The sequence below is a fragment of the Fictibacillus norfolkensis genome (genome assembly GCF_014836645.1).
Lineage (GTDB): Bacteria > Bacillota > Bacilli > Bacillales > Fictibacillaceae > Fictibacillus > Fictibacillus norfolkensis.
The window spans coordinates 203424-216389 of the sequence record NZ_JACSQM010000003.1 but is presented as its reverse complement, the minus strand read 5'-3'; the positions used below and the strand labels follow the sequence as shown (position 1 = coordinate 216389).

Annotated in this window: 10 protein-coding genes and 1 pseudogene; 9 read left to right on the top strand and 2 right to left on the bottom strand. The window is 37.8% G+C overall.

Annotation, left to right across the window (positions count from 1 at the left end; all coding sequences use genetic code 11):
- The first annotated feature begins 93 nt into the window (after positions 1-93).
- Both H9648_RS08375 and H9648_RS08370 read left to right on the top strand, forming a co-directional pair.
- Complete coding sequence (locus H9648_RS08375; protein ID WP_191753447.1) at positions 94-849, top strand: TspO/MBR family protein; 756 nt, start codon at positions 94-96, stop codon at positions 847-849.
- 20 nt (positions 850-869) lie between these two features.
- Positions 870-1310 (top strand): hypothetical protein, encoded by a 441-nt coding sequence (locus tag H9648_RS08370; RefSeq protein ID WP_191753446.1) that lies wholly within the window; start codon positions 870-872, stop codon positions 1308-1310.
- Between the two features lie 51 nt (positions 1311-1361).
- Here the strand turns inward: H9648_RS08370 and H9648_RS08365 are convergent, their stop codons facing one another.
- On the bottom strand, positions 1362-2690 hold the full coding sequence (locus tag H9648_RS08365) for an oligosaccharide flippase family protein (RefSeq protein ID WP_191753445.1): 1329 nt from the start codon (positions 2688-2690) through the stop codon (positions 1362-1364).
- A gap of 128 nt (positions 2691-2818) precedes the next feature.
- Between H9648_RS08365 and H9648_RS20990 the strand changes: the two genes are divergently transcribed.
- The 7 genes and pseudogenes from H9648_RS20990 (at position 2819) to H9648_RS08330 (ending at position 11887) form a co-directional block, all read left to right on the top strand.
- A complete protein-coding gene (locus H9648_RS20990) occupies positions 2819-4090 on the top strand; it encodes a M24 family metallopeptidase (RefSeq protein WP_191753444.1) in 1272 nt (423 codons plus the stop codon).
- An 85-nt stretch (positions 4091-4175) separates the two neighbouring features.
- On the top strand, positions 4176-4673 hold the full coding sequence (locus H9648_RS08355) for a hypothetical protein (protein WP_191753443.1): 498 nt from the start codon (positions 4176-4178) through the stop codon (positions 4671-4673).
- A 159-nt stretch (positions 4674-4832) separates the two neighbouring features.
- Positions 4833-6038, top strand: a pseudogene (locus H9648_RS08350) (GTP-binding protein).
- Between the two features lie 180 nt (positions 6039-6218).
- Entirely contained in the window at positions 6219-6959 is a 741-nt protein-coding gene (locus tag H9648_RS08345) for a CBS domain-containing protein (RefSeq protein ID WP_191753442.1), read from the top strand.
- 124 nt (positions 6960-7083) lie between these two features.
- On the top strand, positions 7084-10068 hold the full coding sequence (fdhF, locus tag H9648_RS08340) for a formate dehydrogenase subunit alpha (RefSeq protein ID WP_191753441.1): 2985 nt from the start codon (positions 7084-7086) through the stop codon (positions 10066-10068).
- Positions 10061-10606, top strand: a complete 546-nt coding sequence (locus tag H9648_RS08335) for a helical membrane plugin domain-containing protein (protein WP_191753440.1) — start codon at positions 10061-10063, stop codon at positions 10604-10606. Before fdhF ends, H9648_RS08335 begins: the two co-directional genes overlap by 8 nt.
- Positions 10607-10627: 21 nt before the next feature.
- Complete coding sequence (locus H9648_RS08330; RefSeq protein WP_191753439.1) at positions 10628-11887, top strand: L-lactate MFS transporter; 1260 nt, start codon at positions 10628-10630, stop codon at positions 11885-11887.
- Positions 11888-11973: 86 nt separating this feature from the next.
- On the opposite strand, the gene gltC is transcribed toward H9648_RS08330, so the two are convergent.
- Positions 11974-12876 carry a glutamate biosynthesis transcriptional regulator GltC gene (gene gltC, locus H9648_RS08325; RefSeq protein ID WP_191753438.1) on the bottom strand — a complete coding sequence of 301 codons (903 nt, stop codon included), beginning with the start codon at positions 12874-12876 and terminating at the stop codon, positions 11974-11976.
- Positions 12877-12966 lie beyond the last annotated feature (90 nt).

Below are 12966 nucleotides of genomic sequence, written 5' to 3'. Positions count from 1 at the left end.
GGTTAGGTAATTTAACTAAGATTGCCTTTTTCTCATAATTCCACTCCAATTTGGGTATATATGAAACTATACATCCAAAGGAGGGAACCATTCATGTCAGCAACATTTAGAGCTATTTTGAACATTGTAGCACTTGCAGCAGTAATCTTTGTTAATTATCTTGCTAATGCACTACCATTGAATGGAAGGACAACAGGAGAATTATCAGCAAAATATAATGTGTTGATCACTCCAGCAGGTTATGTATTTTCCATATGGGGACTCATATATGTACTGCTAACGATCTGGGTGATCATTCAAGTGCTCCCTAAGAACAGAAATGAACCCGTGTATGAAAGTATCGGTCTGTGGTTTGTTTTGAACTGTATCTTAAATTGTACATGGATATTTGTTTGGCATCATGAACTTCTAGGTTTGTCTTGGATTGTTATGATCGGCCTCTTATTGTCACTCATTATGATCTATACGAAAATTCAAAATCAAGATAACAAGTCTTCGTTCATTCGACTTCCGTTCTCGGTATATCTAGGATGGATCAGTGTGGCGACAATCGTCAATACCGCTGTTGTTTTAAAATATAGCGGCTGGAATGGTTTTGGACTTTCATCAGTTACTTGGACTGTGATCATGCTAATCGTTGGTACAGGATTAGCGATCTTTTTTACCCTTTTGAACAAAGATGTTATCTATCCACTCGTTTTTGTATGGGCCTATGTAGGAATAGGGGTTAGACATAAGGGAGAGATCGATATTCTTACCTACACGAGTTTTACGTTAGCTATTTTACTTTTGTTATTCGTTATTTGGAGACTTGCTACTAGAAGAAACGGAGAAGTAGCAATGAAATAGGATTTAGAGGAGAATACAGAATGGTTAAGTTATCGATGCCTGTCGGCTTATTGTTGGAATCTGCTATAGCAGGCGGTGTTTCTGGAGAACGGTTGTTAGAAGTTGTTAAATCTAGAAATTACGAAGCACTTCAGCATGTGGGTAAAGAAGAGTCGAGCTGGGCTTACTTTTTCGATTTTGCAGAACAGAACTGGGAAATGGTTGTTTCTGCGATTACAATGGGCTACACGTTCAAGTTTATTACGATCAGGGGATTGTTGAACTTAATGCAGACCAAGTATAAGCTAAAAGAAAACGAAGATTTTTTATTGAGTGAATCTGGAATGGAAATGAACCTCTCAGATGAGCAGCTTGATTTTCTTCGTTCACGAATCCCTTCGCAATGGGCATTCAAGAAGCAGGAACATACAAAGTACGGCGTTCAGGCTTTCTTAACGCAAACGACTTCAACTAACGTGTAGATTACAAAAAAGCGCTTGAGCGGGGAAATATATCCTGCTTTTGCGCTTTTTTTAATCTTGATAGTTATTTCTTGCACTCAACCATGTGTTGAAACCGATCGCTTTACATACTGAGAAATAATGAAGAAGCATTAAGAGCACGGAACCTGCGTTCATTCCAATGATGATGCCATGCATTCCTAATGATGGTTGAGATCCTAACATGTACATTAGAACAAATGATAAAGTAGTTGACCAAATTGATTGAACCAATGCTGTTGTAATTAAACCCAAACCGATTAAATATGCTTGGAGAGGTATCAAGAAAAAAGTAAATAAAAAACTCGGCCACAAAAGTTCTAAATACGTGGCTGCGGATTGTGAATGGAAGAACATTAAGGTAAGTTTTTCTGAGAACATTAAGAAGATAGCGACGGCTGGAAACCCATATAATGCAGTTATGCCCATTACACGAATTAAAAGGCTTTTCAATTTTTCTACGTCTTTTTTAGCCGTAGCTTCTGAGACAGTAGGAATCAAGACGACCAAAAGAGAGTGAGCAATAAACGCAGGGAAGAAACCGATTGATATTGCTACTCCTGCCAATAAACCAAACTCTGCCGTTGCTGCAACTCCAGAAAAGCCTGCAAGCGATAACGCATACTTAATTAAAAAGGGCTGTATCGCATTCGTAACTGCATGAAATAGTCGCAGGCCCGTGGTTGGAATCGTTACGGCCATAAGGCTTCTAGTTACTTCATTGGAAGAGAGGTGTTCATTATTGTGTGATTGCATTCTTTTGTATTGAATCAAATAGGCTGTGAATAAATAAACAAAAACGATAAGTTCGCTACCTACAAATGTGGCTAAAGCTATAAGGATTGCCGTTTCATTATCAAAAGAAAACATCTGATAGATACCCGTTAATAAGATGAGCTGAGCTAGTTTTCGAAATAAATTTGAGAACGCCAGCTTACCCATCTGCTGTTTGCCCATAAAAAACCCTCGAGCAATCGATGTTAGAGAAATTAAAGGGATCAATAAGACCATAAGCCATCGCACTAAAGGATGATAACTATTGAAAACAGGTATGAAAGGCAAGATTATTAATGCAAATACAATCATTACTACAGTCAATAAAATTGTCATTTTTGTGGCATGTTTTAACATGCTATAGTGTTGCTTTTCTTCTTTTTCTGCAACGAACTTTGAGATGGAGATCGGCAATTCCAAACTCGCGATAATGATGATTAAAATGACTGTCGGAAAGATCGACATATAATGACCGAGTCCTAGTTCACCTAATTCTCTAGCTAAAACCATGTTCACAATAAATTCTAAACTTTCGCCGACTAAAGCAGCAGCAGCAAGCAACAATACTCCTCTGAAAAATATATTCATACGATGAGTGCATCTCCTTGTACACGTTGTCCTTTTATTCATATGCAAAAAAAATGAAACAAGACCTCGAAGGACTTTAAACATTGAAAGGAGAAGATAAGCTTATAGCAGAACAAGGAGAGATTATTGTGACATTACATACAGAACAAAATGCCATTCAAATTCTATCATTAACAGAACAAGAAAAGATTATGGATCAGTTGCTTTTTGAAAGACTGCAGCAATTATTGCCTTTATTAATGAAGAAACATAACGTAGACATGTGGTTGACGATCGGCAAAGAATACAAGGAAGATCCACTTGGAGAGACTTTCTTTCCGGCTGCGATCGATAGTTCGAGAAGACTAACCATTTTTGCATTTGTTAAGGATATCCATTCTGACGAAATTAAACGGTTTGTTATCTCTTCAAACAAAAACTTCGAACCTTTTTACTCATGCTTTCCACTGCGAGATAGTGAAGACTCTTTTACTGGTTTAAAACGGTTGGTTGATAAATACGACCCTGAATCAATAGCCGTTAATACTTCATTGCATTATGCTTTTTGTGATGGATTAAGCCACTCAAATTATGTGGAATTACTGAAAGTCTTAGAGAAGAGACATGCAGAAAAATTGATGTCATCTGAATCCATTGCGGTTGACTGGCTTCAAACAAGGACAGAATCTGAACTTAATTGGTATAAAATATTAGAAGGCATAACAAAAGAGATTGTGAAACAAACGTTTACGAACGAACGAATCAAACCTCATGTAACCTCAACACAGGATATAGTTGGGAGGATCAGACAACACGTTAGAGACTTAGGCTTGAAAACATCCTTCTATCCTACTGTAGATATTCAAAGAAAGGATGGATCTTCAGACAGATTGGAAGACGTTATACTTCCAGGCGATATTCTACATCTAGATTTTGGCATTGAATATCTAGGTCTTTGTACAGATACACAACAATTAGCTTATGTTCTTAGAGATAACGAAAAAGAACCTCCTGCAGGGCTAATAAACGCATTAAGTGAGGCGAACAAATTTGAAGATTTTTTCTTTGAAGAAAGTAAAGTTGGAATGACGGGTAATGAAGTTTTTTTAAGTGTACTAAAAAAAGCAAAACTAAATCATATCGATGCTATGCTTTATTCACATCCGATCGGCTATCATTGTCATGGAGCAGGACCGATTATCGGACTGTATGATAAACAAGAGTATATTCCTGTTCGGGGAGAGCTAAGGATTGAGAATAACACATGCTATGCACTAGAATTTAACATTAGACATTTCATACCAGAATGGAACAAAGCTGTTCCGATCTATCTAGAGGAGACGGTTTGTTTGAGAGAAGGTAAAATGCAGTTTTTTACAGGCAGACAAACAGAATTTTATCTAATCGAGCCGAAGTGGTAATAAAATACATTTGAAATATCTATTAACCTCTTGTACAATGAGAAACTGTGTGTTTCAGCTTGTTGTAGGGGAGAGATTAGATTAAATGCTATTGCTTGGACAAGAACAAGATAAAGAAATAACACTCGATCGCAACGAACTCGAGTTTCAATTATTGCGTATGCAGAACGATATGAAGCAAATTGCTAAAAGTTATGATGTGATCGGAGTGGATCAAACAAAGGACGATAACCTTGTGATCGTCTATAAATCTGAACAACTGGATCAATGTAAAATTATGATCAATGATTGTGAATCTAGGTATGATGGATGGGATTTTTCAATTGATGCCGTCTATGAAGATGAAAACACCCTTCATATTGGTGATATTAAAGGGCCTGCTAATAAAGGATACGGCTCAATCTGTATGCATTATTTGAAAGAGACAGCATCGGATAAAAATATCCCAACGATAAAAGGCGATATTGCAAAAAGAGATTGGGGACATGTAGATCGACTCATTCATTTTTATGAAAAGCATAATTTTGCAATTGAACTTGATCCAGAAAATAAATGCGGAAAAATTGAATGGAACGATTTTTAAGTAGAAGACGTGTATTGAAATGAAAACACGTCTTTTTTTTGTGCTCGTTTATCCATAACATGAGAAAAATAAGACTTTGGCAAGTAAGCCTTGACTTGTGCTGTAACCTGATTTACGATATTAATCGTAATGATTACGATTTAAAAGGAGTTTTTATACATGCTTCATACATTGACAAAACGAGTACCAGTAACCGTGTTGAGCGGATTTTTAGGAGCAGGTAAAACCACATTGATGAATCATGTCTTATCAAATCGAGACGGTTTAAAGGTTGCTGTAATCGTTAATGACATGAGTGAGATCAATATTGATGCTGCATTAATAAAAAATGAGACGCAGTTATCTAGAACAGAAGAAAAGCTCGTTGAAATGACAAATGGCTGTATTTGCTGCACCCTAAGAGAGGATCTACTGATAGAAGTAGAAAGAATCGTAAAAAACGGTGATATTGATTATATTCTCATAGAATCAACGGGCATAAGCGAGCCGATTCCAGTTGCACAAACCTTCACTTATCTAGATGAAGATTCAGGTGTTGATCTTGCTTCTTTATGCAAATTGGATACGATGGTAACTGTAGTTGATGGAAATCGATTCTGGAACGATTTTGCTTCTGGAGAGAGTTTATTAGATCGAAAAGCAGCATTAGATGAGACCGATACGAGAGAAGTAGTAGACCTGATCATTGATCAGATAGAATTTTGTGATGTTTTAGTTTTAAATAAGTGTGATTTATTGGAGAAAGAGGACCGAGAAGAACTCAGAAGAGTATTGAAAAAATTACAACCACAAGCAAAACTGATTGAAACAGAATTCGGTAAAGTAGATCCCAAAGACATTCTATCTACAGGTCTTTTCGATTTTGAGAAGGCAAGTGAATCTGCGGGATGGATGAAAGAGCTTGAAACAGAACATATTCCAGAAACAGATGAGTATGGGATCTCTTCTTTTGTATACAGAAAGAAAAGACCTTTTCACCCTGCAAGACTTTTTACCTTTTTAGAGAATTGGCCAGCTGAAATTGTTCGAGCAAAAGGATTTATTTAGGTAGCCTCACGAAACGATTGGGCAATCTTGTTAAGTCAAGCAGGAACGAGTATTATCTTCCAGCCAGCTGGTCAATGGGTGGCAGCTCTGCCGAAAGAAGAACAAGAGGAAATCATAGAAGAGGAAAAGAGTCAGAATCCAAACTGGGATGAAGAATATGGTGATCGAATTACTGAACTAGTGTTTATCGGAATTGATTACAACAAAGAACAGTTGTTAGAACAATTAGATCGATGCTTATTAACTGACTCTGAAATGGATAACGAAGATTGGGATAAACTTAACGATCCGTTACCTCGTTTTCCTGAAAGTGAATAATATAAACAAACGAATCCATTCTGGGTTCGTTTTTATTTTCTATAAGTTCTTTAAAGGATTAACAAAATGTTAGCATGAGCACTCTCCAAAACTTTACATATTGACAAGAAATTTTAGTTTGAAGTTGTTGGAAAATTGGGTAGTAAAATGGTATAGCGAGATAGAAGGAGAGATCGATCCATGAACGTCACTCATATAAAATCCAATAAAGAAAACAGTCTTTCAGAACGCTTTGAGATCGCCTTTAACCAGATACACAAATGTTTAATCGACAAAGTCAAAGATACGAAAGATGATCGGTTTAAAAACCTGGTGGAAACAGGAATGAAAAAGCATTCTCTTATCCGATCTTTTTATAATGAGCTGGGTCAGTTCGCAAAGCTTAGAAATGCTATAGTCCATGAGAAAGTTGATCATGATTTTTACATTGCTGAACCACATTTAGAGATCGTAGAGAGAATAGAAAAAATAGCGGGTTATTTTATGAAACCTGAAACAGCGCTGAACATTGCAACAAAAAAAGTTCATCATTTTAAAGAAAGTGACCGGTTGGAAAATGTTTTAAGCTGTATTCGAAAAACATCGTATTCACGTTTTCCAATTTATAATGACAAAGGAGAGTACCTATGGCTTTTAACGGCTACATACTTATTGAATTGGTTGACAGACCGGCTTGCCGATCAAGTAATCGATCTTAACAACGCAAGAATATCAGATATTGCAGGCAATGAACAAAAACAGCTGGTTGCTTTTATTTCTAAAACTTCAAGTATCTTTAAAGCAGAAGAGATCTTTGAAAGCATCCATAAGGAAGGGAAAAAGCTTGAGGCAATCATCATCACTTTAAATGGAAGTGAGAACGAAAAACCATTAGGCATTTTTACTTCTTATGATCTTATTGAGATTGATTTAGATGATTAAACAAAGAGGCAAATGAGGCACTCATTAAGAGTGTCTCTTTATCTGCCAAGGAATGAATAATTTGCATTTGTTTAAGGAAATAACGATTAGGGAAACGGATGTTTGAGATGTCAGAATGTTTTGTATGTTTATTTCAAGAAAGGGTGAAGGTCATTTGAAAGATTTAACGATTAAAATAAACGGAACAAAAACGAGTGCTAGTAGTGGAGAAACCGTATTAAATCTGCTAGATGGCTCTCCAGATCAAGTCCCTCATGTTTGTTATCATCCGAGCCTAGGACCGATTGAAACCTGTGATACATGTATCGTTAAAGTGAATGGTGAATTTGTTAGAGCGTGTTCCACGACACTTAATAACGGAGATGACATTGATACAAATTCTGATGAGGTAAGAGAAGCTCAAGTGATCGGAATGGATCGAATCCTTTTTAATCATGAGTTATATTGTACGGTTTGTGATTATAACAATGGCGGTTGTGAAGTACATAACACGGTAAAAGAAATGAAGATCAACCACCAAAGCATTCCTTTTGAACATAAGCCATATGAAGTAGATAACTCAAACCCATTTTACAGATACGATCCTGATCAATGCATATTGTGTGGGCGATGTGTTGAAGCATGCCAAGATGTCCAAGTAACAGAGACACTCACAATAGATTGGGAACGAGAAAAGCCAAGAGTGATTTGGGACAAAGACGTTCCAATCAATGAATCATCATGTGTATCGTGTGGTCACTGTTCTACTGTTTGCCCTTGTAACGCCATGATGGAAAAAGGTATGGAGGGTGAAACAGGTTATATGACGGGTATCAATCGCGAAACACTTCGTCCGATGATTGAGATCACAAAAGGTGTTGAGACAGGTTATGGGTCTATACTCGCTATTTCAGATATGGAAGCTGCGATGAGAGAACAAAGAATAAAGAAAACAAAAACCGTTTGCACTTACTGCGGCGTAGGATGTAGCTTTGATGTCTGGACAAAAGGCAGAGAAATCTTAAAAGTAGATCCGCAGATCGAAGCACCTGCAAACGGCATTTCAACATGTATTAAAGGTAAGTTCGGTTGGGATTTTGTTAACAGTGAAGAACGATTAACAAAACCTTTAATCCGTGAAGGTGATGTGTTTAGGGAAGCCTCTTGGGACGAAGCATACAACCTAATCGCTTCTAAATTTACAGAGATAAAAGATAAGGATGGTGCTCAAGCACTTACGTTTATCAGCTCATCTAAGTGCACGAATGAAGAATCCTATCTGATGCAAAAATTAGCACGTGGTGTTATCGGAACAAATAATATTGATAATTGTTCGCGTTATTGTCAAACTCCAGCCACGATGGGATTATTTCGAACGGTAGGACACGGTGGTGATTCAGGATCTATAAAAGATATTGAAAAATCAGAGCTGGTTATCGTAATCGGCTCAAACACATCAGAATCTCATCCCGTCTTAGCAACACGTGTTAAGCGGTCACATAAATTACACAGCCAAAAACTAATCGTCGCTGATCTTAGAAAACATGAGATGGCTGAACGTGCCGATCTATTCATTCAGCCACGTGCTGGTTCGGATCTCGTGTGGCTCTCTGCCGTTACGAAGTATATTTTGGATGAAGGATTAGCTGATCATGATTTTTTGCAAAAGCATGTGAATGGATTAGATGATTTTAGAGAGAACCTTGAAAAATTCACATTAGAATATGCAGAAAAAGTAACAGGACTTTCTGGAGATATCCTTATCCAGTTAGCAAAAACCATTTCAGAATCAAAAAGTGTTTGTGTTCTTTGGGCAATGGGAGTCACTCAACATATGGGCGGAAGTGATACGAGCACGGCTATATCCAATCTACTCTTAGTGACAGGAAACTATGGACGAGAAGGAGTAGGTTCTTACCCGTTACGTGGACATAACAATGTTCAAGGAGCGAGTGACTTTGGTAGCATGCCAGATCGCTTACCTTCATATGAGAAAGTTGCCGATAGAAAGGTTAGAGAGAAGTATGAAAAAGCGTGGGGTGTAAAGATTCCAGAAGAACCTGGTCTTAACAATCATGAAATGGTTCAAGGTATTCATGATGGTCATGTAAAAGGTATGTATTTAAAAGGCGAAGACATGGGAATCGTTGACTCAAACATAAACCATGTTCACGCAGCTTATGAGAAACTAGACTTTTTTGTTGTTCAAGATCTATTCCTTACACGAACGGCTCAGTTTGCTGACGTTGTCTTACCAGCAAGTCCAAGTCTCGAAAAAGAAGGTACTTTTACAAACACGGAGAGAAGAATCCAAAGATTGTATCAGGTGCTGGAGCCACTCGGAGATTCTAAACCAGATTGGGAGATTATCCGTGATATTGCAAATCGGCTTGGAGCTGGATGGGATTATAAACATCCGAGTGACATTATGGAAGAAGCTGCACAACTAGCGCCATTATTTGCGGGAGTATCCTATGAAAGATTAGAAGGGTACAAAAGCCTGCAGTGGCCAGTGGCTGAAGACGGAACGGATACTCCAATACTTTTTAAAGAAGGATTTCCTTTTGAAGATAAGAAAGCGCGACTATTTCCAGTAAACTGGACAGAGCCTGTTGAGTTCGGAGAAGAATACGATATTCACGTTAACAACGGAAGACTTTTAGAACATTTTCATGAAGGGAACATGACGTATCAATCTGAGGGGATTACATCTAAGACGCCTAACACTTTTCTTGAAATCTCTCCTGAACTAGCAAAAGAACGAGGAATTAAAGATGGAACACAAGTAAGATTATCATCGCCTTACGGAAATGTAAAAGTTCATTGTTTAATAACGGATCGTGTAAAAGGCAAAGAAGTATATCTGCCTATGAACGATAGCGGAGAAGCGGCTATCAATCTACTTACGAGCAGTTATTCAGATAAAGATACAGATACACCTGCCTACAAAGAGACAAGTGCTAAACTTGAGATCTTGTTGGAAGAGGGTGTGAATCCGTTGCCAAAAACAAATTTCAGGTACGGAAATCCACAACCACAAATCGGAGTTAACGTAGAGAAGAAATGGGCAAGAAAGGATTATATTTTCCCAGGAGATGCTGTGAAAAAGGAGCGAAATCAACATGGCTAAGGCGATTAAAAACGTTCAAAAACAAACGATAACAGCAGAAGAGAAACGTTCTAATGACCTCCGAGAAGTCGAAGATGCTCTAATTGAGAACAAGACTGCGATTCTTCAAACACTTGAGATCATGAACCATATGCACGATAAAGGAATTTTGCCTCTATTAAATGGATTGTTCGGGCAAGGAGATAAAGTAATGGATATTGCGGTCAAAGCGATGGACAAGCCTGAGAACACAAATACATTAAAAAATCTTCTATTGCTCTTAGGTACTCTAGGAATGATTAATGTAAAGCAACTTGAACCTTTTCTTCTAAAAATAGATGCAGGCATCGCACGAGTGGCTGAATACAAAGATACGGAAGAGAAGACGAGTTACTTTGATTTAGTTCGTTCACTAAAAGATCCTGAAATTAATAAAGCTGTGACCATTCTCATGCAGTTCTTAAAAGGCATGGGCCAAGAAACAGAACATATTGAAAAGACAACAGGGAACTCACCTCAAAAACGTGTAAATCAGAGTAAGGAGAAAACCTTAGAATAAAAGTGTAGAGGAGTATTCCGGATGGCTAAAAAGGTAAAAAACCGATGGTTGATTGCTGCAGCTGCTGTAGGTATTCACATTTCGATCGGATCTGTCTATTCATGGAGTGTATTCACAAATCCGCTCCGGGAAGAACACGATTGGGGACTAAGTGAAATCTCTTTAACGTTCAGTATCGCAATCCTGTTTCTAGGTTTATCCGCTGCTTTTATGGGGCATTTTGTTGAACGATATGGACCTCGTAAATCAGGCATCATAGCATCATTTTGTTTTGGTGCAGGGTTGCTAGGTTCAGGCTTTGCTGATCAATTAGGCTCTATTTATCTGCTTTACTTTTTTTATGGTGCTTTAGGAGGGATCGGACTGGGTATTGGCTATATCACACCTGTCTCTTCACTTGTAAAATGGTTTCCTGATCGAAGAGGATTAGCCACAGGTCTTGCTATTATGGGGTTTGGTTTTGCATCCCTTATTGCTAGCCCTGTAATCGCGAGGCTGATCACAGGTATAGGTATTTCAAATACGTTTTACGTACTAAGTGCTGTTTATTTTACCATTATGTTACTTTCTTCTTTATATTTAACGCCACCTCCAAAGAATTGGAAGCCAGAAGGAATGAAAGAAGAAAGTAAGAATAAAGATGGCCAAACAAAAGATCTTGCGCAATTAACGGCAAATGAAGCAGTAAAAACAATTCGTTTTTGGGCTTTATGGGCGATGTTATTTATAAATGTTACATGCGGGATCGCCATTATTTCTGTGGCGTCTCCCATGGCACAAGATATTGCAAATCTCAGTGCCGCTTCAGCTGCTACGATGGTTGGGATCATGGGATTGTTTAACGGTTTTGGAAGAATCGGCTGGGCGTCGATTTCAGATTATATCGGTCGCCCCAACGTTTATACTACGTTTTTCGCGATACAAACGGTGGCATTCGTTCTTTTACCAAATGTTACGAACGCCTTTTTCTTTCAGTTGCTTGTATATTTAATTCTTACTTGTTATGGCGGAGGTTTTGCTTCCATACCTGCATATATAGGAGACTTGTTCGGAACGAAGCAACTTGGAGCGATTCATGGGTATATTTTGACCGCTTGGGCCGCAGCTGGACTAGTAGGTCCATTAGTTGTCTCTTGGATACGTGAATCCACGAACAGTTATTCTTTAACGCTGTATATCTTTACAGGTGCGTTTGTTCTGGCCCTTGCTATCTCCCTGCTTATTCGCATCAATATTCGGAACATCAGAAAAGAAAACAGCCAATCTCATGTTGCTAGTTAAACGTAATTGACTAAGATAAAAAAGCTTGGCAAAAAATTGCCAAGCTTTTTCTGTTTCATCATTCAACATCTTTAAGTAACAGTCAATTACTGATATTGCTCTAAAACAGAGAAGAACTTAATCACAAATTCAAAGAAAACTTGTTCGGCAGGTGCTAGTTCACGACTGCGTGGGGTTATGATTCCCACTGTACGTTTAACATCTGGTATCTCGATCGGTATTTTTACTGTGTAACGTGGCTTCGTTTCATAAAAGGAACTATCGGGTAAAAGGGTAACACCCATACTAGCTGTTACTAGCCCTTTTATCGCATCTAGATCTTCACCTTCACATGCAATCTTAGGAACGAAGCCTGATTCTTTACAAGCATTTACAACTACATCTCGTAAAATATACCCATCCGGAAATAGCACGAATTCATCATTTCGTAAATCACTTAATAATAAACTTCTTTTTTCTGCTAAATGATGCTGTTCAGGTAATAGTGCAGAAATTTTTTCAGTAAAAAGGATATGTCCTTCTAAATCAGGGTCATTTGTAGGGACAGGTCCTAAAAATGCTAGATCAATATCTCCACTCTTAACGCTTTCTGTAAGAAATCGATAAGAACCTTGTCTTAAATGAAAGGCTATATTCGGATGTTCACGTTTAAAAGCTGATACAACAGTTGGCAGAAGATGTCCTGCAAGACTTGTAGGAAATCCAATCTTGATCGTTCCTCTTTCAGGATCTAAATATTCATCAATCTGTTTTTTTGCATGTTCGATTGCTTTCATAGCTGTTTTTGCGTGTATCAAGAACAGCTTACCAACAGGAGAAAGCTTAATATTACGACCTTCTCTTTCAAACAACTCTACACCAAGTTCAGCTTCTAAGTTTGCAACCTGACGACTGACTGCAGATTGTGCAACATGCAAAGCAATTGCTGCTTCCGAAACATGTTCTCGTTCTGCAACTTCAATAAAATATTGTAATTGTCTGAATTCCATGCCTTGTCACAACCAATCATTCTCAATTTGAGATCGTTTTAATCTAAATTATATATTGTTTCGATTAATTATAAAACCTAAACTAAATGA

Coding starts and splice junctions, on each gene's coding strand:
- H9648_RS08375 (WP_191753447.1), top strand. CDS start 94: ATGTCAGCAACATTTAGAGCTATTTTGAACATTGTAGCACTTGCAGCA.
- H9648_RS08370 (WP_191753446.1), top strand. CDS start 870: ATGGTTAAGTTATCGATGCCTGTCGGCTTATTGTTGGAATCTGCTATA.
- H9648_RS08365 (WP_191753445.1), bottom strand. CDS start 2,690: ATGAATATATTTTTCAGAGGAGTATTGTTGCTTGCTGCTGCTGCTTTA.
- H9648_RS08355 (WP_191753443.1), top strand. CDS start 4,176: ATGCTATTGCTTGGACAAGAACAAGATAAAGAAATAACACTCGATCGC.
- H9648_RS08345 (WP_191753442.1), top strand. CDS start 6,219: ATGAACGTCACTCATATAAAATCCAATAAAGAAAACAGTCTTTCAGAA.
- fdhF (WP_191753441.1), top strand. CDS start 7,084: ATGTTTATTTCAAGAAAGGGTGAAGGTCATTTGAAAGATTTAACGATT.
- H9648_RS08335 (WP_191753440.1), top strand. CDS start 10,061: ATGGCTAAGGCGATTAAAAACGTTCAAAAACAAACGATAACAGCAGAA.
- H9648_RS08330 (WP_191753439.1), top strand. CDS start 10,628: ATGGCTAAAAAGGTAAAAAACCGATGGTTGATTGCTGCAGCTGCTGTA.
- gltC (WP_191753438.1), bottom strand. CDS start 12,876: ATGGAATTCAGACAATTACAATATTTTATTGAAGTTGCAGAACGAGAA.